This window comes from Noviherbaspirillum sp. FW303-A3 (assembly GCF_058788695.1).
Genome location: NZ_JBYTAZ010000004.1, coordinates 11,829 through 32,948 on the forward strand (window position 1 = coordinate 11,829; position 21,120 = coordinate 32,948).

21 protein-coding genes and 1 pseudogene are annotated in these 21,120 nt (G+C 58.0%); 17 read left to right on the forward strand and 5 right to left on the reverse strand.

The window, feature by feature from the left end; genetic code table 11:
- Positions 1–8: 8 nt before the first annotated feature.
- Together AC3WOY_RS28140 and AC3WOY_RS28145 are read left to right on the forward strand one after the other, a co-directional pair.
- On the forward strand, positions 9–1,211 hold the full coding sequence (locus AC3WOY_RS28140) for an aminotransferase class V-fold PLP-dependent enzyme (RefSeq protein WP_492420117.1): 1,203 nt from the start codon (positions 9–11) through the stop codon (positions 1,209–1,211).
- Entirely contained in the window at positions 1,201–1,683 is a 483-nt protein-coding gene (locus AC3WOY_RS28145) for a ParB N-terminal domain-containing protein (RefSeq protein WP_492420115.1), read from the forward strand. The genes AC3WOY_RS28140 and AC3WOY_RS28145 overlap by 11 nt, the downstream gene beginning before the upstream one ends.
- Before the next feature lie 15 nt (positions 1,684–1,698).
- Here the strand turns inward: AC3WOY_RS28145 and AC3WOY_RS28150 are convergent, their stop codons facing one another.
- The 3 genes and pseudogenes from AC3WOY_RS28150 to AC3WOY_RS28160 form a co-directional block, all read right to left on the reverse strand.
- Positions 1,699–1,896 carry a hypothetical protein gene (locus AC3WOY_RS28150; RefSeq protein WP_492420113.1) on the reverse strand — a complete coding sequence of 66 codons (198 nt, stop codon included), beginning with the start codon at positions 1,894–1,896 and terminating at the stop codon, positions 1,699–1,701.
- The gene (locus AC3WOY_RS28155; protein WP_492420111.1) at positions 1,893–4,835 is read right to left on the reverse strand and encodes a Tn3 family transposase; all 2,943 of its coding nucleotides are present in this window, start codon (positions 4,833–4,835) and stop codon (positions 1,893–1,895) included. The genes AC3WOY_RS28150 and AC3WOY_RS28155 overlap by 4 nt, the downstream gene beginning before the upstream one ends.
- 154 nt (positions 4,836–4,989) lie before the next feature.
- A pseudogene (locus tag AC3WOY_RS28160) lies at positions 4,990–5,628 on the reverse strand (cation diffusion facilitator family transporter); the annotation flags it as partial.
- Positions 5,629–5,695: 67 nt separating this feature from the next.
- Between AC3WOY_RS28160 and AC3WOY_RS28165 the strand changes: the two are divergent.
- Positions 5,696–5,971, forward strand: a complete 276-nt coding sequence (locus AC3WOY_RS28165) for a metal/formaldehyde-sensitive transcriptional repressor (protein WP_492420109.1) — start codon at positions 5,696–5,698, stop codon at positions 5,969–5,971.
- A 449-nt stretch (positions 5,972–6,420) separates the two neighbouring features.
- On the opposite strand, the gene AC3WOY_RS28170 is transcribed toward AC3WOY_RS28165, so the two are convergent.
- Positions 6,421–6,588 carry a hypothetical protein gene (locus tag AC3WOY_RS28170; RefSeq protein WP_492420107.1) on the reverse strand — a complete coding sequence of 56 codons (168 nt, stop codon included), beginning with the start codon at positions 6,586–6,588 and terminating at the stop codon, positions 6,421–6,423.
- 11 nt (positions 6,589–6,599) lie between these two features.
- Here AC3WOY_RS28170 and AC3WOY_RS28175 point away from each other — a divergent pair, with 11 nt between their 5' ends.
- From AC3WOY_RS28175 to AC3WOY_RS28240, 14 genes are all read left to right on the forward strand, one after another.
- Positions 6,600–7,283, forward strand: coding sequence for a response regulator transcription factor (locus AC3WOY_RS28175; RefSeq protein ID WP_492420105.1), 684 nt, complete (start codon positions 6,600–6,602; stop codon positions 7,281–7,283).
- On the forward strand, positions 7,273–8,511 hold the full coding sequence (locus AC3WOY_RS28180) for a sensor histidine kinase (protein ID WP_492420103.1): 1,239 nt from the start codon (positions 7,273–7,275) through the stop codon (positions 8,509–8,511). Before AC3WOY_RS28175 ends, AC3WOY_RS28180 begins: the two co-directional genes overlap by 11 nt.
- A gap of 84 nt (positions 8,512–8,595) precedes the next feature.
- On the forward strand, positions 8,596–8,958 hold the full coding sequence (locus tag AC3WOY_RS28185; protein WP_492420102.1) for a GtrA family protein: 363 nt from the start codon (positions 8,596–8,598) through the stop codon (positions 8,956–8,958).
- Positions 8,955–9,977 (forward strand): glycosyltransferase family 2 protein, encoded by a 1,023-nt coding sequence (locus AC3WOY_RS28190; protein ID WP_492429099.1) that lies wholly within the window; start codon positions 8,955–8,957, stop codon positions 9,975–9,977. Before AC3WOY_RS28185 ends, AC3WOY_RS28190 begins: the two co-directional genes overlap by 4 nt.
- The gene (locus AC3WOY_RS28195) at positions 9,974–11,557 is read left to right on the forward strand and encodes an ArnT family glycosyltransferase (protein WP_492420100.1); all 1,584 of its coding nucleotides are present in this window, start codon (positions 9,974–9,976) and stop codon (positions 11,555–11,557) included. Before AC3WOY_RS28190 ends, AC3WOY_RS28195 begins: the two co-directional genes overlap by 4 nt.
- A 232-nt stretch (positions 11,558–11,789) precedes the next feature.
- A complete protein-coding gene (locus tag AC3WOY_RS28200) occupies positions 11,790–12,185 on the forward strand; it encodes a YkvA family protein (protein ID WP_492429109.1) in 396 nt (131 codons plus the stop codon).
- A gap of 27 nt (positions 12,186–12,212) precedes the next feature.
- Complete coding sequence (locus AC3WOY_RS28205) at positions 12,213–13,571, forward strand: bifunctional DedA family/phosphatase PAP2 family protein (RefSeq protein ID WP_492420098.1); 1,359 nt, start codon at positions 12,213–12,215, stop codon at positions 13,569–13,571.
- Between the two features lie 45 nt (positions 13,572–13,616).
- Positions 13,617–13,928, forward strand: coding sequence for a sensor histidine kinase (locus AC3WOY_RS28210; RefSeq protein WP_492429097.1), 312 nt, complete (start codon positions 13,617–13,619; stop codon positions 13,926–13,928).
- 112 nt (positions 13,929–14,040) lie between these two features.
- Positions 14,041–14,916 carry a class I SAM-dependent methyltransferase gene (locus tag AC3WOY_RS28215; protein WP_492429095.1) on the forward strand — a complete coding sequence of 292 codons (876 nt, stop codon included), beginning with the start codon at positions 14,041–14,043 and terminating at the stop codon, positions 14,914–14,916.
- A 229-nt stretch (positions 14,917–15,145) separates the two neighbouring features.
- Positions 15,146–18,118 (forward strand): Tn3 family transposase, encoded by a 2,973-nt coding sequence (locus AC3WOY_RS28220; protein WP_492429093.1) that lies wholly within the window; start codon positions 15,146–15,148, stop codon positions 18,116–18,118.
- A 127-nt stretch (positions 18,119–18,245) separates the two neighbouring features.
- Entirely contained in the window at positions 18,246–19,268 is a 1,023-nt protein-coding gene (locus tag AC3WOY_RS28225) for an IS110 family RNA-guided transposase (RefSeq protein WP_492429822.1), read from the forward strand.
- A gap of 279 nt (positions 19,269–19,547) precedes the next feature.
- A complete protein-coding gene (locus tag AC3WOY_RS28230; protein WP_492429824.1) occupies positions 19,548–19,925 on the forward strand; it encodes a hypothetical protein in 378 nt (125 codons plus the stop codon).
- Positions 19,926–19,989: 64 nt separating this feature from the next.
- Complete coding sequence (locus AC3WOY_RS28235) at positions 19,990–20,193, forward strand: hypothetical protein (protein ID WP_492429825.1); 204 nt, start codon at positions 19,990–19,992, stop codon at positions 20,191–20,193.
- 19 nt (positions 20,194–20,212) lie between these two features.
- Entirely contained in the window at positions 20,213–20,755 is a 543-nt protein-coding gene (locus tag AC3WOY_RS28240; RefSeq protein WP_492429827.1) for a DUF1643 domain-containing protein, read from the forward strand.
- Positions 20,756–20,862: 107 nt separating this feature from the next.
- Here AC3WOY_RS28240 and AC3WOY_RS28245 read toward each other — a convergent pair whose 3' ends face one another.
- The gene (locus AC3WOY_RS28245; RefSeq protein WP_492429828.1) at positions 20,863–21,090 is read right to left on the reverse strand and encodes a hypothetical protein; all 228 of its coding nucleotides are present in this window, start codon (positions 21,088–21,090) and stop codon (positions 20,863–20,865) included.
- Positions 21,091–21,120: the final 30 nt, after the last annotated feature.

The following is a 21,120-nucleotide window of genomic DNA, read 5'->3' on the forward strand; positions in this document are numbered from 1 at the left end:
AGGAACGGATGCTCAACGTAGCGCAACTGCGGGCCGACACGCCAGGAGTAAATGAGGCCATTCATTTCAACAATGCGGGGGCCGCCCTGATGCCTCGCGTCGTGCTGAATACAGTCATTGACCACCTCGAGTTGGAAGGCCGCCTCGGCGGGTACGAGGCTGCGGATGCGGCAGGCGACCGCCTGGAAAAAGTCTATGGTTCGGTCGCGCGCATGCTCAACGCGCATCCGGACGAGATCGCCGTGGTCGAGAATGCGACGCGCGCATGGGATATGGTGTTCTATTCCCTTCCACTTGCGAAGGGGGATGTCATTCTAACCTCGACGACGGAATATGCCGGCAACTATATCCCGTATCTTCAGCTGCAACGGAATCGGGGAATTGAGATCAGGATCATTCCAAACGACGAGCAGGGACAGGTATCCGTGCGTGCATTGCGCGAGATGTTGAACGACAAGCGCGTGAAGCTCATTTCACTGCCATTTATCGCATCGAATGGCGGCCCCATCCAACCGATCGGCGCGATCGGACCGATCGCCAGGGCAGCCGGTGTATGGTTCTTGGTCGATGCCTGCCAGGGAGTCGGCCACTTGCCGATCGATGTCAAGAAGATCGGCTGTCACATGCTCTCGGCCACCAGCCGCAAGTATCTGCGCGGGCCGCGTGGCATGGGATTTCTTTATGTCGAAAAGGACTTGTGCCAGCAGCTCGAGCCGGCTTTCCTCCATCTGCATGCAGCGACGTTGCAATCGCCAGACAAGTTCGAGATACGCCACGACGCGCGGCGCTTCGAGAACTGGGAGTGCAACATCGCCGCCAAACTGGGGATGGGAGCGGCCGTCGACTACGCACTGGGACTAGGTGTCAACGCGATTTGGCTGCGCATTCAGGCGCTTGCCGATCGACTGCGCGCAAGGCTTGCGGAAATCGACGGAGTGAGGATTCGCGACGGCGGTCTGGTGAAGTCGGGTATCGTGACATTTACTGTCAAGGATCGCGAACCGAAAGAGTTACAGCGGATGCTTGCCTTGCAGCCGCAGCGCATCAATGTGACCACATCCACTTTTCGCTCCACCATGCTGGACATGCATGCGCGCGGATTGCACGAAGTCGTGCGTGCGTCAGTCCATGCCTACAACACCGAGCAAGAAATTGAGACGATCGCTGAAGCGATCGATCTATTTTTCAAGGGGAAGGCAAGTGCTCAATAACGAATCCTACCGCATCGCCATCAAGCCGATCACCTTCTTCCTTCCATCCGAACAAGTCGATCCGGAGGCCGTACAGATTCTCGCAACCGCCATCGAGCATGCCGATGTATGGACCACACCGGTCCCGGTCGAACGCGAAACCGGTATCGTCATGGATGGCAACCATAGAATACGCGCGGCGCAGATTCTGGGACTACGCTATTTACCATGCGTATTGCTGAGTTACCGGGATCCCAGGGTGACGGTCGTGAACTGGTGGACTGCGGAGCCGTTCTCCGTCGACCACATCTTTCGTTCAATTCTGTTCAACAAAGAAATACTTCCTTATAAAACAACCAGGCATCACTTTGCACCGGTCCTGCCGGAAACCGACGTGCCCTTGGCAGTACTTCGAGAAAAGGCGTTCGCTCCCGAGAACGATGTAGCGATTTTGTCAAGAAATCGTTGCTGCCGTAGCTGGGCTCGCAATTGACTTTTTGGCAAGAACTTAATAGGAGCGGCTCACGCTACGGCTGGCGTTGACCGTACGCGTGAAGCAGTTGCAATTGCTGGGTTTCAGCATCGATTCGACTTGCGGAGCGGTACCGCCGGTAAGCGCGTCGCTCGCGCGGCACAAGCCGAAGCGGGCATCCATGCCATGACTGTCGATTGAGAGAGTAGCGCCGATCTGCATGGATGCCATCACATTGACCGTGTCCTGGTTGTCTCCAGTGGGATGGACGCACTGCTGGGCAAGATGCGCAGCGCATAGTCCGCCAGCGGAAACTCGAACGTTCCGCGTAGGTTGATACCTTCTAGGTTGGTCGGCGCGATGCGGCGCAGGTCTTCCGGTGACAGTTTCTCGCCGCCGACCGTCTCGATCCGTTCGATGGTGCGCTGCATGTGCTGCGTGTTCCACGCCATCAGGGCATTCGTCAGCAGCGACAGGCTCGACGATACGGCCGCCAGCGACTCCGGCCGCTTGGCCAGCTCGGTCGGGATCTTGCCTGTGTGGACGGCGCGCTGCACCGCATGGACCGCTTCGCCGCGGTTCAGGGCGTGCCGCAATTCGCGCCGGAACGCCGGATTGGTGAAATAGTCGATCAGGAAGATCGAGCGCAGCAGGCGCCCGAGCTGCACGCCGCCGTCGTACACGTCCTGGCCGCGGGCGGCCGAGCCGAAGCGCTGCAAGGCCTGTACCGCGGTGCAGCGGCCGCTCTGGATCGACGCGACCACGCGCACGAATTCGTCGTAGATCGCCTCGATCGCGTGCAGGTTCACGTCGCCGGCGACCACGGGGAGCACTTCGCCCGGCACCAGGTGGCCGACCGGCACATGCAGGTAGCGGTCGCGCATGTGCTGCAGGACCGGGCACAGGTCGAATTTCAAGCCCTTGGCCACGGCGATACCGAAATCGGTGTAGCCATGGGTGTCGACTGCGAGCTGGGCGACGTCATTGGTGCCGCTCTGCCTCACGACGCCCTCGATGGCGGCGCCGACCTGGCGCTCCTTGAGCAGGATCGGCATGTCGTAAAAGATGCCCCAGCGGTCGCGCACATGGGTGTAGATGCCGATCGAGGCGGTGCGCCGGCGCGGATCGGCGCGCGCCTGCCAGATGGTGCGCGTCGTCTCCAGGCTCATCATGTCGGACGATGCCAAGTCGCCGCGTCCCCAATGGGCCGCGATCGGATGGCGGTGCATAAAGCCGAGCACAGCGTCGGCCGCCTCGCGCAGCTTCCGTTCGTCGGCGACCAGCTTCATCATCTGCCGGATCGCCGCCGGCTTCAATTCGGGAATCATGCGCGCAATATCGGCGGCCAACAGCGAGGTGCCGTGCGCGAAGACGGCGGCGTACACAAGCAGCAACTCGCTGCGCGAGCGCGGTTCGCGTCCCAGCAGCATCCAGGAATACCGTACCTCGCTGTCGATGTCGAGGATGATCTTCGGGAGTTGCCCGACCGGCCGGTCCTCGAAGATTGCGCGCCGCAGGGCGTCGAGATGCGGCTTCTTGTCTTCGGCCACGAGCGCTTCGTTGTGCACGCCGTCGTCCTCGATCCGGACCTCGCCGCGCAGATAGGCGTCGCGCAGGCGTTCGAGGCCCTGGTCGAGGTGGCCGACGATCTTGGCCAGGAAGATTTTCGGGTCCTGCGGCAGTTCGAGATGGCCGTAGTAGTGGTTGCGCTTGGCTTTCCATTCGTCCTCGGGAATGAGCAGCGTCGCGCGGCTGCGGAATGAAAAGCTGTGGTCGACGTAGACCGAGCCGTTGCGCAATGCCATGCGCAGCGCGGAGATCGTCGCCCACTCGAAGGCGCGCAACGCCTCGACGCGGTCCTTACCGTGGATGAGCTCGCGCCACACGCGCCCGAGTTTGGTCTCGGTGTCGGCCGGCAGCTCGTTGCCGCCGTTCGGACCGTACAGGCGGCGCAGGATGTTGATCGCGTCGATCACGGGATGCTGCGTCTCCGCCTCGAACGGCAGCTTGACCAGCTTGTGCAGCATGGCGCGCGCTTGGGCGCTCTTGGTCATCAGCTGCAGGCGGATCAGGCTGCGGCGGCTCGGCGCATGCTGCTTGAGCGTCTGGTCGGCCAGATCGGCAATCTTGTCCAGCGTCTCGTCGGCAGGAAGGGTCTTGTCCAGCGCCAGTGCCTTGACCGCCTCGGCGAAGCCACACAGCTGCTTCTTGAGATCGGGGCGGCCGGCGTCGACCTGCCTGCCGGCCTCGTTGGTGACGTCGATCGCCCAGCGCCGGAACATCGCCAGCAGCTGGTCCGTCGCCGAGCACAGTGCATAGCGCATGAAGCAGGCGGCTTCCAGCCGCCGCGATTGCGACTGAATGCGCTTGCTGACCGACGGCGGGCGGTTCGCGCAACGGCGCGCGTAATGGCGCACCAGGGTCTCGTTCACGTCCGCCGGCCAGGCCGCGGCCACCTTCAGCGCGTAGAGCCGGTCGATCTTGTCGAACAGTTCGGCCATCTGGACCGTCGAATGTTTCAGCGGTACCGCCCACAGCCATTGCTGCAGGCTGCCGTGCTCGCCCTCCGGCGCGGCGAGCTGCCGGCCCCACTCAGCGATCGTGGTATCGCCAACCGATTGCATGAGCGTCCTCTCCAGGAACGCCTCATGGCTGCGGATCGCCTCGGCAATCAAGCGCTTGAGCAGGCGGTCGTGCGCGATCAGGATGCGGTGCTCGTACAGCCAGCACTTGACCTGGGCGAGCAGTGTCGATGTGTCAGGCCGGCCGACCAGCGTTTCCTTCAGCCAGCGCACCAGGTAGCGGCGCTGGTGCTCGGTCATGGCGGCAAAGCCGAGCGCCTGGTACGCGAGTTGCTGGTGGTCGATCAACGTGCGCGGCCGGGTGTCGTACAGCGAACGCAGCGTGCCGATCTCGGGCGGCGCGATGCCCAGTTGTTCGCCAAGATGCGTCCACAGTGCCTTCGGGATCTGCCGGTACGCATCGAGCGTGCGGCCGGTCATGCGCACGAAACCGAGATGCAGGGCCAGAGCCAGGCGGTACAGGTCGCGGCGCCTTTCGTCGATCAGGACGCGCTCTTTGGAGGAAAATGTGAAGAACGTGTTGAGTTCGAACTCGTTGAGTTCAGGCGGGATGTGACGCAGGCCGAGGTAAGAGGCGTGCCAGTGGTCCATTGTTATTCTTGGCGAAAAGAACAATGCGCGCCATCATACCTGTCGAAAACGACAAACAGCAAGTGATTGATTTAAAAGGGAATGCTGCGACGCACACCGCTGGAACCCGCATGAATGCTAGAGGTGGCAACCGTCGTATAGTGCACGGAAATCAAAGGAACCCCATGAGTGGATCCCGCCAACTTGCCCTCCAGAGTTTTCCGCCAAACAGCGCCGCGATGGCCAGAACCGAGGTAGCGGCGTCGGCCACGACGTGCAGATACGCGGAGCGCAGATTCAAGTCGTGATGATGGTTGTGGGATTTGTGATCGTGATGTGCATGGTGATGCTCGTGACCATGCACATCCTTGAGTAGCTAGGCGCAGACGAGATTGACCAATAGTCCGACCACGGCAATCGCAATAGCCTGGTCGTAGTGAATCGGCGTCGGCGCGATCAATCGCTCAATCGACTGGTACAACATCAGTCCGGCAACCCCGACCAAGAAGAGCGCGCTCGTGTAGCCGCCCAGCACCTCTATCTTCCAGGTACCAAAGGCAAACCGCGCATCATGGGCGAATCGCCGCGCCGCTCCATAAGCGAGCACGGACAAGCCGAGCGCCAAGGCATGCGAACTCATGTGCCAACCATCGGCCAGCAGCGCCATTGAATTAAACATCCAGCCGCTGGTAATTTCGACACCCATCATGATGACGGTCAGCATAACTGCCCAGCGTGTATTTCTCTCGGCCAGCGGATTGCCCCCGTCAAAAACGTGGGAGTGGCGCCAGTCCTCAACAGAAGAAGAATGCATTGAATGGTGTCCTTTACCGCAAATCAATATACTATACCCCACTATACCTTGCTGCACTAAGAGCGCCATGCCACACACCATCAAAACGAAAAAGCATTTGCTCACCCGCGTACGCCGCATTGGGGGGCAGTCGGAGGCATTGGAGAAGGCGCTGGAACATGAGACTGAGTGCGTCGCCATACTGCAGCAAATCGCCGCGATTCGGGGGGCGGTGAACGGCCTGATGGCAGAGGTACTGGAGGGACATATCCGGGAACACCTCGGTCCGGATGCTGTTTCATCAAGGCAGCGAAATGAGGATTTGGAACAGGTAGTCGCCGTGCTCAAATCCTATCTCAAGTAGTGCTGGCCTAACGTGCAACTTCTTCCGAATTTCCTGCAAGTCGCTGCCGAGTGAAGAGGCGACCATAATTCAGCTATCTGGTGGTCTTGCGTTTTCGTTGAATCACTGCATACGGGCGGGTCAAGGCGATATTGGAGGCATGTGCAAAGCCGGTTCAGCTAGTGTCGCAGCTTTCCGATCACAGTCTGCACCAGGGAATGGCCACGAGTGCGCACCGCTCCGGTGCCCAATTCCACGACATCAAGTGGAAAGGCGGCTGGCACCACGACGGCACCGTGTAGCGCTATGAAGGAAGCCATCCAGTTCCAGGATAATGCGGCCGGCAGTTTGCTGCGAAAGGTGGAGTGGCGAAGTTCCCTCGACGCTGGGGCCACCACGTCCCTGACCATCGGCCATCTTGGCATAACCCAAGACCCGGCCGCCCCTCAGTCATGGCCGTGCGGTGAATCTCAATTGCCGTCAACGCGGGTATGTTCGAGGCCATCAGCATAGGAGTGCTTTCGTCCAAGCAAGTCTGCTTTTGGATCAGAAAGAATGCTTGCGCCGAGAATATCTGTTCTTTCGTATATAGTTCCACCAAAATCGCAGTGCGCTGTATTGGCAAATACAAAATTCATGAAACATCATAATGCGTGTTCTACTCGTTGAAGATAACCCCGATATCGTCGCAAACCTGTACGGTTTTCTTGAACCGCTCGGCTATACGCTGGATTGCGCCCGCAACGGCATCGTTGGACTTGAATATGCGGCCAAGGGCCATTACGACGCGATCGTCCTGGATCTGATGCTTCCCGGACTGGACGGCCTGGAACTGTGCCGGAAGCTGCGTAAGGAGTGGAGCCGGCCGACGCCGGTACTCATGCTGACCGCCAGGGACACCATACAGGATAAATTGACCGGTTTCGATTGCGGGGCGGATGATTACCTCGTGAAACCATTTTCGCTGATCGAACTCGATGCCCGGCTGAAGGCGCTGGTTCGCCGCGCCAGAAATGAGCACATCGACGCCATTCTGGAATTCGGCGACTTACGTTTCGACCTCGGTCGCGTCGAGGCGACACGTTCCGGCCACCGTCTCGAACTCACTCCAACCGGCTATAAACTGTTGGCTGCGCTGTTACGGGCAGCACCACACGTGCTGACGCGAGAAGCCTTGGAGCAAGCAATCTGGGGCGATGACCCGCCGGAGAGCGACGCGCTACGCTCGCATATGCACGCTCTGCGCCAGGCGCTGGATAAGCCTTTTCCAGTGCCGATGCTGAGAACGGTGCAGGGAGTGGGTTACCGATTGGTTGACGGCAATGAAGCATAAGTTGTCGTTGCGTAGCCGCATTGCCTGGTCGTATGTATTGCTTGCGCTCACACTCGGCATTTTTTTCTCCGGCGTCGCTTATATTTCCGTTGAAGTCGCAGAACAATATCTCGTCGATAAACGCCTTCAATCGCTCTCCACGCAATTGATCAGTCGACATCTGCGAGGCGAGCCCCTTGATACCCCTCCCGGGATTAGGTTTTATGTCGATGATGCAATCCCCCCGCGTTTGCGGCAATTAGAAGCAGGGTTTCATGATTTCTTCTTCGATGTAGAGGAACTGCATGCGTTTGTTCTGGTAGATGCGGGGCGGCGCTTTGTCGTAGTGGATGACCAGAGTGAGTTTGAGCATGTGGAGGAACTCATTCATATTGCGTTGGGTACAGGCTTTGTCGCCAGTCTGGCGCTCGCCATTTTTCTTGGCCTTGCAACCGCCAGACGCGTGATTGCGCCAGTTACCGCGTTAGCGCAGGCGATCAACCACAACGTCCCCCCAGGTACACTTCCATCACTTGAATCGGAAGACGAAATGGGTGTCCTCGCCCGTGCTTTTGCGACTCGCACCGATGAGTTACAACGCTTCTTGAACCGTGAGCGGCTTTTCACCGGCGATGTCAGCCACGAACTACGCACACCGCTGACGATTATTCTCGGCGCAGCCGAACTGTTAAAACTCCAGCTTGATGGCCGGCCGCAGCAGCTGGCGGTTGCAGAACGCATCCGGCGTGCCGCGGCCGACACGGCCGAGCGTGTGAGCGCGCTGCTGCTGTTGTCCCGTGCTCCAGAGACGCTCGATGCACCCAGAATAGAACTCAGATCCGTGGTTGAGCGGGAATTAACGCGCTACAAGCCTCTTCTGGTCGGCAAGCCTGTCAAGTGTCGCTTTGACGCACCGCATGAAGTGTGGGTCTATGCCCGGTCGGAGCTCGCCAGTATCGCCGTTGGGAACCTGCTTCGTAACGCTTGCCAATATACGGACGCCGGTGCCGTGCATATCCGGTTGACAGGCGGTCGTCTTGTCATCGAAGACAGTGGGGCCGGCATCCCCGATTCGGTACGCAACCGATTATTCGAGCGTTTCGTTCGCGGGGATCATGATCAACACACCGGCACGGGCTTGGGATTGGCTATCGTGAAACGCGTTGTCGACCACTTGAGGTGGGAAATCAATTTGGAAACGCGCACGGAAGGTGGAAGCCGTTTTGTCCTGTCCTTTCCGCTAACTTAGCTTTTTCCTGGCCATCTTTACACGATCTTCACACCGGACCGGCTATCGTTGAACGCTGGGCAGTCTGATTTGCATTAGGTCGTGATGGCATTTCTACGTTATTCCTTGGTCGGTTGCATTGCGACCGGCGTGCATTATTTCGTCCTGTTCCTCTTGGTGGAAGGCGGGCATTTACGTCCAGCCTATTCCGCAACGATCGGCTCCGGCTGCGGCGCCTTGGTCGCTTATTGGGGAAACAGGCGATTCACCTTCTCCAGTGCATCCCCGCACTGGTCCGCGCTCAGCCGATTTCTGGTGGTGGCGGCGATGGGCGCAAGTTTGAGTGCCGCTCTGGTCTGGGCCAGCACGGCCCTTTTTGCATGGCATTACATGATAGGCCAGATTGCGGCGACTTTGCTTGCCTTGTTTTTCACCTATGGCTTCAACCGTGTCTGGACATTTCGATGAACACCTCCCCCCCGCTCTACAGCGTTGATGCTGGCGAACCGCCTCCGCTCACGTTAACTGTTGTTGTGCCGGTATTCAATGAAGAAGAAGTATTGCCAGTATTCCATCGTCGCCTGGTGAACGCACTCACGGGTGTGCAAGGTGGTTGGGAAGTCGTCTACATTGATGATGGCAGCACCGATAACTCTCATCAGATTCTCAAGCAATTGCGTCTGCTGACTCCGCATGTCGGCATTGCACGCTTTAGCCGCAATTTCGGTAAGGAAGAAGCGATGAGCGCAGGGCTTCGACTCGCGCGGGGAGATGCCGTCATCATCATTGATGCCGATCTGCAAGATCCTCCGGAGCTGATCCCGGCCATGCTCGCCGCCTGGTCGAACGGCGCCGATATGGTGAACATGCGCAGACGTCACCGCCGCGGCGAATCATGGCTCAAAAAAGCCACGGCGCATGCGTTTTACCGCATCATCAATCGCTTGAGCGAAGTGCCGATTCCCGAAGATGTCGGCGACTTCCGCTTGTTGAGCCGGCGGGCGGTTGATGCGTTGAACTTGCTTTCGGAGCGCAATCGCTTCATGAAGGGGATGTTCGCCTGGATCGGTTACCCCCAAATCACCCTCGACTATGACCGGGACGGCCGCGCTGCGGGACAAACAAAATGGCGTTATTGGCGGTTATGGAACTTTGCCATTGAGGGCATCACGGGCTTTTCAATCGCACCCTTGAAAGCGGCGACTTACCTTGGATTCGCTTGCGCTGCTGCGGCATTTATTTACGGCTTGTACTTTTTATTCAAGACGCTCTTTTTGGGCGATGCTGTCAGGGGTTTTCCCACGTTAATTGTCACCGTCCTGTTTTTAGGCGGCTTGCAGTTAATGGCCATGGGCGTGATCGGCGAGTACCTGGGCCGGTTGTTTGTTGAAAGCAAGCGCCGCCCGCTCTATTTGCTTGAAGAATATCAACCTTCATCCATCGCGGATGCGCCACAACACGCCGAAGTTGTTGGGGCCTTCAAATGACGCAGACACTGTCAGTGTTGAAAAATCGATGGGTCGTGTCATGCCTCGTGGCGCTCGTATTGCTTCGATTGTTATCCCTTGGCATGTATCCATTGATGGATACAACAGAAGCCCGCTACGCCGAGATTGCCCGCAAGATGGTCGAACTTGGTAATTGGATAACGCCGTGGTTTGACTATGGCGTGCCGTTTTGGGGCAAACCGCCCTTGTCGTTCTGGCTGACTGCGGCGAGCTTTAAACTGTTTGGCGTCAATGAATTTGCCGCGCGTCTGCCCCATTGGGTGATGGGGATAGTCACGGTCTGGCTGGTATGGAAAACCGCTGCGCAACGGTCTCAACGTGAGGCACTTTACTCGGTGGTTCTGCTGACTGGGTCGGGTCTGTTTTTTTTATCGGCCGGCATGGTCATGACCGATATGGCATTAACGTTGAGTGCGGTCATTGCCATGCGTGGATGTTGGCTGGGCTTGCAGGGGACGCCCGAGCAGAAAACACGTCAACGCTGGCTGCTATTTGTCGGGCTCGGATTGGGACTGTTGGCCAAAGGCCCCGTCGCTCTCATTTTGATCGGGGCGCCGATCGCGTTATGGTCACTCGCCTCCAAAAGCTTCCTGACGGTCTGGCGCGCGTTGCCCTGGGTACGCGGGGCTGCTCTGTCTGCCGCCATTGTCTTTCCGTGGTACATCGCCGCTGAACTGCGTACGCCTGGCTTTCTCGACTATTTTTTAATCGGCGAGCACTGGCATCGGTTTGTGACTCCAGGCTGGACGGGGGATTTGTACGGCAGTGCGCATGAATATCCTCGCGGAACGATCTGGTTGTTCGCCTTGGCGGATTGGCTGCCATGGAGTCTTCTATTGCCAGCGGCGGCGATCGTTTGGCACCGGGATATCAGACTTGTCGGACACGGACGCAGCGACGAAGGATCGTGGCCGATTTACTTGTTGTGCTGGGGATTGATGCCCTGCGTGTTCTTCACGCTGGCGGGAAATATATTGTGGGCCTATGTCTTGCCGGGCATGCCAGCTCTGGCGCTATGGATTGCGACCTGCCTCTCTCGTTTACCGCAACAAAGGGTCGAAAAGCTGTTGACCCTGGGGTTGGTTATTACCGGTTTCGGCTACGCAGGATTCCTCATCAATTTGCGCGTGGCAGATCGGGATCAGTACAAGTCGGCCAAGTCACTGGTCGCCGCATACAAGGCCAGACGTCATGGCGACGAACCATTGGTTATTATCGGCGGCGGACGTCTGTATTCCGCCGCCTTTTATAGTCAGGGAAGAGCTGAGCGCCTTGCCCGCCCCGATCTGCTGTTGCGGCGTTTGGAAGAGGGGCCGGCGATGGTCGCCATGGAAAGCGAACAAATGAAGAACCTGCCGGAGGCAGCCGGGCGTATGTTGATGCCTGTCGGTCAATACGGGAAGTTTGCACTGCTCGCATTGAAGGAGAAGCCGGATTTAGGACCGCTCGCGGCACGAACCGGCAGGAATGATTCATCCCAAGAAACTGCAAGCCAGGCGCTTTTGCCTCAACCTGACAGCCGGAGGAGTTCTGGCGCGTCGGCTATGCAAAATGAATGACGCGGCGCCATGAAAGACCGGTCGGTTTTCGCGTTTTGCCTGCCATCATCTATGATTGCGCAATCGAAAGCCCGGTTCCGAGCAGTCAGTGAGTGGATGATCAGGGAACTGTCATACTACGCAGACGAAACGAAAGGCTGTGTCGATATGCGTGCTTGTGTCTGTCGGTGCCGGATATGACGATCGCTCGGTCCGGCAAACTATTCAAAAACCAGTAAAAGAAGTTTTAGCTATGTCGTTATTCGAGAAAATCAGCCTTTGGGCCCGTCGCATCAAGCGCGATGCGATCACGCTCTGGTTCGCGTACAGACATCCGGCGACGCCGTTGCTTGCCAAGGCGCTGTGTGTTTTTGTCGTTGCATATGCATTGAGCCCAATTGATTTGATTCCCGACTTCATTCCAATTTTGGGGTATGTGGATGACGCAATATTGTTACCCGGTCTTATCTGGATCGCGGTCAAGTTGGTACCTCCTGGTGTGCTGCAGGAATGCCGGGAACAAGGGGATGCATGGATGGCGCGCGAGGGGCGCAAGCCTCGCAATTATTGGGGCGCGGCCCTAGTCGTGGGGATTTGGGTTGCGCTCACTTGGGCTGTTTGGACATTTGCCGTCGCACCGCATATCTGATGGGGCTCGATGCGATCAGGAGTCATCATGCCTGATTATCTGATCGATCTCGTCAGCCGGTTGGGCCAGTGGAGCTACCTCGTGATCTTCTTGGGGGCGACCCTGGAGTCTGCCGCCTTTCTAGGGGTATTCGTGCCGGGGGAAAGCTTGGTGCTGGTGGCCGGCTTTCTCTCGGCACAAGGGATGCTGGACCTCGACGGCGTCGTGTTCATGGCCGTGATCGGCGCGATCCTGGGCGACAACATCGGTTACGAATTAGGCCGGCAGCTCGGCCGGCCATGGATTCTGCATCATGGCAACCGCATCGGCATAAGCGCTGCGCGGCTGCAACGGGCGCAGGAAGTCTTTTCGCGCCATGGCGGCAAAGCAGTCTTCTTTGGCCGGTTCATCGGTTTTGCGCGTGCGCTAGTGCCTTTTGTTGCAGGTTTCACCCGCATGCCCTATCGTCATTTTCTTTGCTATAACGCTCTCGGTGCCACGCTCTGGTCGGTCGGCTTTATCTTGCTGGGATATGTTCTGGGCAGGGGTTGGCGCTTCGCCGAGCATTGGATGGGGCGCGCGAGCGTGATCTTCGGCGGCGCGTTGCTGCTCGTCATCGTTTTTGGCTGGGTGTGGCGCTGGCTGGTACGCCATGAGGCAGGCATCAAGCGGAGCTGGGCGCGCATAGATCAGGGGCCACGCGTCAAGGCGCTGCGACGCCGTTTTTACCCGCAAATTGTCTGGTTGCAGGAACGACTGACGCCGGGCAGCTATTTGGGACTCCAATTGACGGTAGGCTTGGTGGTGCTCATTACCGCCACTTGGATGTTCGGCGGGATCGCCGAAGATGTCGTCACAAATGATTCCCTGACCCAGGTCGATCAGGCAGTCGCCATGTGGTTCCATGCGCATTCAAATGCGCCATTGACTGCATTTATGTCGTCTGTCAGCCGAGTCCATGATGTTACAGGGATCGGCCTTCTCGCCTTGCTGCTCGCGGCGTATCTAGGATGGAAACGCCTCTGGCATCGGCTGCTTGCGCTCGCTCTGACGGTGCCTGGCGGGATGCTGCTCAACGTGCTGCTGAAGTTCGCGTTTCACCGCGCGCGTCCTGCCTTGGGAAATGTCGACCTGAACCCGACCACGTACAGTTTTCCTAGTGGTCATACCATGGCCGCGACCGTGCTCTATGGATTTGCCGCCGCACTGATTGTCAGCATGGCAACGACATGGCAGTGGAAGGTGTTGGCAGTGCTCGTGGCCATAACGATGATCATGCTGGTTGGCTTTAGCCGGGTGTATTTGGGCGTCCATTATTTGAGTGATGTGCTCGCAGCAATCGCGGAAGGGGTGGCCTGGCTTGCCTTGTGCCTTACTGCCGTCAGGACCATGCAGCGGCGTTCATAGACACACTTAATTATTTATGGCGCATGAATAGGTACGTCTCCCTCCTTGACAGAGCTTGCCGGTATCGCCGTTGGTAACCTGCTTCGTAACGCTTGCCAATATACGGACGCCGGTGCCGTGCATATCCGGTTGACAGGCGGTCGTCTTGTCATCGAAGACAGTGGGGCCGGCATCCCCGATTCGGTACGCAACCGATTATTCGAGCGTTTCGTTCGCGGGGATCATGATCAACACACCGGCACGGGCTTGGGATTGCCTATCGTGAAACGCGTTGTCGACCACTTGAGGTGGGAAATCAATTTGGAAACGCGCACGGAAGGTGGAAGCCGTTTTGTCCTGTCCTTTCCGCTAACTTAGCTTTTACCTGGCCATCTTTACACAATCTTCACATCGGGCCGGCTATCGTCGAAGCGCGATGCGATCACGCTATGGTTCGCGGACAAACGAGCTGAATGTGAGGACGTAGACAATGAGGGAAGCTGTGAAGGAAAATCAGGGCGCTTATCGCGTATCCCCCCTGCTGGAACGCCGCGGCGAGGAAGCCGATGTTCCGTATGCGCCGGCACCGTGGATATTGAAGAAATGCATGGAAACCGGTCTTGTGTTTCTGGCTAATCCTCCGGCGTATGAAGAGCTGGAAGTCGACTTTGCATATGAGGTAACGTACGAGAGGGAGTCGAATGCACGCAGACAGGCAGAACCGCTGAGATATGCGTTCAGCACTGCACTCAAGCGCTTGCGCGGCCGGGTCTTGAAGCGAAACAAAACCTTAAGATTGGTTCGCAGTTTGATTCAAACGATACCTGGCGAACGCATCAACATTCTCGACGTCGGGTGCGGATGGGGATCGCTGTTGAAGGAGCTCTTCAAGACATTGTCGCCAGCGCTGCAGCAGCGTTGCATCCCCCACGGCGTTGAAATTTCCCAGGAACTGTCGCGCATATCAAACGAAAAGCTGCAGCGCCTGAACGGAAGTTGCGTCCATGCTTCGGCGAAGGAAGGGATCTTGCACTTTGGCGAGCGCTATTTCGATGTCATTATCATGGCCTCATACCTTGAGCACGAGACAAACCCGCTTCCGGTTTTACGGAACTGTGGCGCTCGACTCAAACCCGGTGGCTCGATCATCGTTAAGGTCCCGAATTACGGGTGTTTGAACCGCATGTTACGCGGACGTCGGTGGTGCGGCTTTCGCTGGCCTGACCATGTCAATTACTTTACGCCGTCAACGCTGAGGTTGATGGCGGATAAGGCCGGGCTTCGACTGGCGAGAATGACTGTCCTGGATCGAAATCCCTTTAGTGACAATATGTACGCGGTCTTGAGGCTGCAGTCGTCGCACTAACCCCGGAGATTTCAGCGCGCCGCACAAAGGCTGCTGAATGGCAAGGTCGAAGTGCCATGGGGACGGAATGAGACATCGATGGCGCGCTTAGGCGAGTTGGCGTTTACGCCCTGTGCTCCAGTCGACGGACCACTTGCAGAAATGCGCCAACCCGTTCTCCGGCGCAGTCGCAGGCCATCAAGTTCTCGCCTTATTCAATTGACCATCAAGCGCCAGGCAAGCAGGTGCAATGAGCAGCGCATACGAAACCGCATATCCTCGACTCAAGGAAGAGTTCACCGAGCAGGAACTCATTGCCATCTATACCCCGACGCCGGCGGAGTTAAAATTCGTTGCAGCGCGCTACCGCCAAGTTACTCTCCAGACCTTCTTGCTGGTCCAGCTGAAACTGCTGCAGCGCCTGGGTTATTTCGTCGCGCTTACCGGCGTACCGACGGAGATCGTCAAGCACGTTTGCAGCCGCGCCGAGGTTAGAGTACCGACCAAGGCGGCGTTGGCCCGTTATGACAAATCCGGCACCAAACACCGGCACCGCGCATACTTGCGTGAATTTGTCGGCATCCGAGAGCTGACAGCAACCGACGAAACCTGGCTGCAAGGCCAGGCGCTGCAGGCAGCGCAGACCAAGCAGGAACTGGCCGACATCATCAATGTGCTCATTGAGGAACTGGTGCAGCGCCGCTTTGAGCTGCCGAGTTACACCGACTTGTATCGGATGTCGATCAACGCGCGGGCAACCGTCAACGAACGCATTTACAAGTCGGTTGCGGGGCAATTGCCGAACGCCGTTATTGCCCGCCTGGATGGCCTGTTCAGGACCGTGGCCGGCCGCAGTCAGTGGGACGGCTTGAAGCGGGAGCCGAAACAGCCCAATGTGCGCGAAGTGACCGATTTCCTGTCCCACATCGACAACATGATGATCTTGTCGAAGGATTTGCCGGATACGAGCCAGATTGCCGCCGCCAAGCGCGAGCAACTGGTCTTGGAGGCTCGGGCGCTCGATCTGGCCGAGATGCGGGCGATGAAGCCGCTCAAGCGCTACACGCTTGCCGTGCTGCTGGTCCAGACCCAGTTGCAAAAGGCGATGGACGATATTGCCGACATCTTCATCAAGACCCTGCGCAACATGCACAGCGCGGCCGAAGAGCGCTTACGGCAATATCATCTGCAGCAGGCCCAGCAGGTGGAGCGCCTGATCGGTCAGTTTCGCGATGTGCTAACCGTGTTTAGCGAAGAGGGAACCAACGATCAGCGCGTTGCCCGCGTTGAGACTGTGCTCGACGGCGATGCCGAACGGTGGATTGGCGCTTGTGACGAACACATGGCCTACGCCGGGAACAACTATTTCCCGTTCATGCTCAACAACTACCCGGGCAAGCGCAGTCTCCTGTTCAAATGCCTGGAGGCATTGGAACTACGCTCAAGCTCCCAGGACACGAGCCTGTTGCGCTCGATCGCGCAGGTTCAAAAATACCGTTCCAGTCACCGCGAGCACATTTCGGTTGCCGAGAGCGGCATGGACGTCGCCGACCACGACTGGATGGCAGACAAGTGGCGCGATCTGGTCTTTGGACGCCGCCAGCACGTCGAGCCGTCCACTTACCACCGCAAGTATTACGAGCTGGCCGTGTTCTCCGAAGTGATGATCGCCTTGAAGTCGGGCGACCTGTTCGTTGAACATAGCGGCGACTACGACGACTACCGCAACCACTTGGTGAGCTGGGAAGAGTATGAATGCGAGGTGCAAGGCTATAGCGAGATGGTCGGCTTGCCGGTCGAGCCGAGGGAGTTTGTTGCCAAGCTGCGACGCGAGATGAAGGAGCTGGCACGCGCGGTCGACCGTAATTTCCCGGAAAACTCAGGCGTCGATATCGATGAATCGGGCCTGATCATCCGCCGTCCGGAAAAGCAGAAGCCGCCCGCGGAACAGGAAATGGTCGACGAAGCGATCCGCAGCCAGCTTCCCGAGGCCAGCATCCTCGACGTGCTGACCGAGGTGGAAAATTGGCTTGACCTGCATCGTCTGTTCGGCCCGCTGTCCGGCTTCGAGTCCAAAATCGACGCCCCACGCAAGCGTTTCATCACGACCTTGTTCTGCTACGGCTGTAATCTCGGACCGACACAAACGGCCAGATCGGTCAAGGGACTGAGCCGCAAGCAAGTCGCCTGGCTCAATCTCAAGCATGTGACCGAGCAGCGGCTCGACAAGGCGATCTTCAAGGTGATCAACGCCTACAATCGTTTTGCGCTGCCGCGCTACTGGGGCTCCGGCAAAAGTGCCTCGGCCGACGGCACCAAGTGGAGTATGTACGAGCAGAACCTTTTATCGGAATACCACATCCGCTATGGCGGTTACGGCGGCATTGGCTACTATCACGTCTCGGACAAGTACATTGCACTGTTCAGCCACTTCATTCCCTGTGGCGTCTACGAGGCGGTCTACATCCTAGACGGCCTGATCAACAACCAGTCCGACATCCAGCCGGACACCTTGCACGGCGACACACAGGCGCAGAGTACGCCGGTGTTCGGCCTGGCCTACCTACTGGGCATCAACCTGATGCCGCGTATCCGCAACATCAAGGATCTGAAGTTCTACCGCGCCGGCCGCGACGATGAGCTGGAGCACATCAACAGCCTGTTTCGCGGCGCCATCGATTGGGACTTGATCGCCTTGCACCTGAAGGACATGCTGCGAGTCGTGATCTCGATCAAGGCCGGCAAGATCGCGCCGTCGACAATCCTGCGCCGGCTCGGCACGGCGAGTCGCAAGAACAAGCTGTACTACGCCTTCCGCGAGTTGGGCAGGGCGGTGCGCACCCAGTTCTTGCTGAAGTACATCAGCGACGCAGAATTGCGCCGGACGATCAACGCTGCGACGAACAAGAGCGAGGAGTTCAACGATTTCGTCAAATGGCTGTTCTTCGGCGGAGATGGCATCATCGCCGAAAACATCCGGCACGAGCAGCGCAAGGTGGTGAAGTACAACCAGTTGGTCGCCAACATGGTGATCCTGCATAACGTGCAGGGCATGACGCGTGTGTTGAAGGGACTGCAGGCCAAAGGTTTCCCGCTGACCGAGGATCTCCTGCGCGGCACGGCACCGTACCGGAGAGAGCACATCAACCGATTCGGTGAATATCCGCTGGACCTGGATCGGCGAGTTGAGCCGATCAACTACAAACTCGATTTCACCTTATAAATCATCGAGTTAACTTAACTTTGGCGAAAAAAACATTAATCCCGGCCGATCCTCCCCTACTCGCAACGGCATCGATGTGCCAAAGTGAGAGCGTCAAACTTCCACCTGAATCGAGAGGGGCGTCATTATGGAGATTACGACAGTTGGCATCGATCTGGCAAAGCATGTCTTCCAGCTACATGGTGTGGATCGGCAAGGAAATACTGTTTTGAAGAAACAACTCAAGCGGCATCAGATGGCCACCTTCTTCGCCAAGCTATCGCCTTGCCTGATCGGTATGGAAGCTTGCGGCGGAGCCCATTTCTGGGCGCGCAAGCTGCAGGCGCAGGGACATACCGTCAAGCTGATGGCGCCGCAGTTCGTCAAGCCCTATGTCAAGGCGAACAAACATGATGCTGCCGATGCCCAAGCCATCTGCGAAGCAGTCACCCGCCCAACCATGCGGTTCGTGCCTGTCAAAAATGTGGATCAGCAGGCCGTGCTGGCGCTGCATCGAGCGCGGCAGGGATTCGTCAAAGCACGCACTGCCGCCGCCAACCAAATACGCGGTTTGCTAAGCGAATTCGGCCTGATTCTGCCGCAGGGAATCAACGCGCTTTACCAGGATGTGCCCGCGTTGCTCGATCAAGCCAATGACGAACTGCCAGGCTTGATGCGCGAACTGGTACAACGTCTGCTGGCGCATCTCAAGGAACTGGACCGGCAAGCCGGAGAGATCGAGGTGCAGATCCAGGTTTGGCATCGGTCCAATGCACTGTCACGCAAGCTGGAACACATTCCCGGCATTGGTCCAATCACCGCCAGTGCCTTGGTCGCTTCGGTCGGCGATGCCAAGAACTTCGCCAATGGCCGCCAGCTGGCGGCATGGTTGGGCCTGGTGCCCAAACAGCATTCGAGCGGCGGCAAGACGACTCTGCTGGGGATTAGCAAGCGTGGCGACACGTATTTGCGAACATTGCTCATTCATGGCGCAAGGGCCGTCATATGGCATGTCCGGCACAAGCTCCAGGCAAACAGCTGGCTGGGCAAGTTGATCAGCCGGCGCAATGTGAATGTTGCCGCGGTCGCACTAGCCAACAAAAACGCCAGAATTGTATGGGCGCTCCTGGCACGCGACCGGACCTTCCGCAGCGATTACGCTGCCGCGTAATCGCTGCGGTCGATAAAGAAGTACGACAGTAAGCAGTTTCAGTAAAAGGAGAATGTCTCGGTTGCTCAAGCAATCAAGCAGTGATGGCGAACAGGTCAGACCGTGGTTGGCAAACCCCGCTTTGCTTATGGCACAACAAGTGCGCTTTGGCGATTGAGGAGCCAACCAGCAAATCCCATTAGGGACCTTGGCAAAAAGCCAAACGCAGAGTCCGGATGTACGGGTGCAATCTTTACCTTCGCCTCACATGATTGATCGCTTGGCAAACTGGGGGCGTCCATGTACGAAGCATTATTAGCATGCGCCAGGAATACCGACAGCCAGGTCGTCGATGTACGCTCGGCATGGGCGAAATTACATGCACTTCCGGACAGAGAGTTTGCGCCACCTCCGGTAATCCTTCCGTTTGTTGTAACTGCGATTGATTTCGAAGACGCAATGATCTGGCACGCCAGCACGCGGCCGACCTTAGGCTTGCAGCCGTTCGACCCGCTCGAGGCGATGACCAATCCGGAATTCTTTGAACAGAACGGCACAGTGCCACAGGGATTCCGCTCGCGATTGGAGCGCATATTTGGAACGCCCTACGAGGCGCCGGCGGTGCTCGACCGGATGTGCATGGACCGGCCGCCCAGAGAATACGGTATCAGGGACTAGGAAAACTATGCGTCGAATAATTATGCTCGCCTTGCTCGCTTCTGTCTCTGCAACTGCGTCAGCAATGTCCAACGAAGAATTCGCGCGTCAGGTGCAGACCCGCCTGGCCGAGATGAAGCAAGGGAAGGGGCTTGAAGAAGCCAAGGCGCTCTGTCCGATGCTGAGCGTGACGCGGCGCCAGGAAGATCCACTATGCGTCGCATATGAGAGGCACAAGTTCCTGAAAACGTCTGGACCGCACTCCGCTCGTATCAGGGTTTCGAACTAAGCGTAGAACCAAGGGGGGGGTGAAAGTGATTCGCCGTGAACTGAAAACACTGTTCGGAACGACCGGCGCAATTTTTTCCGACTGCGAGACATACCGCTACCGGCTTTGGCGCGTATGGGACGATACGCTTCCGCGTGCCCTGTTGCTGATGATGAATCCCAGTACCGCCGATGAAGTGGCGAACGACCCCACCGTCGAGCGCCAGATCCAGCGCGTCCAAATGTGGCCGAAGATCGGCTTTCAATTCCATGTGGGTGGGCTGGAAGTGGCGAACGCTTTCGCCTACAGGGAAACCGATTCCACCAAGCTTGCCGGCCTGCATGCTTCAGGATTCGACCTGGTTGGACCGGACAATGACGAAATGATCCTCGATGCAGCGCGCGATGCGGCTGTGGTGGTGTGCGGATGGGGGAAGCCCGGCGTCCTGGGCGGCAGGGACCAAGCGGTATTGCGGCTACTGCGAGGAACCGGCGTTACACCGTACGCGCTTCAACTCAATCAGGACCGTACGCCAAAGCATCCCCTTTACGTCGGCTACAAGACAATCCCTATCCCGATGTGAGGAAGCGCCCCTCAATGCAAATAGCCCGACGATGGGCGCCGGGCTATTCACGTGACGTTGTTTGGTAGGGTCGCGCGATCCTCGCCAACACAAGGACCGCGCGGAGTTCAGCCGTAGTCGAGCGTCCATGGGCGGGAGGTCGATCCGGCCGGAACGGAACGTGATGTGGTTGGCATCAGCCTTCCTGCGCGGGTGGTGGGCTCGCGGCCCACCGCTGGATACCCAAGCACCGGAGTAGCAAGTGCAAGCAGGACCAGGATGACGGCAGTGGCAGCGGTCGTGCCAAGGGCAACGAGGAGCAGTGCGGTCATGGTGGTGGTGGCTGGGGTATCCATGCAGACCATTCTGCCAAAGCACGCTGCGGA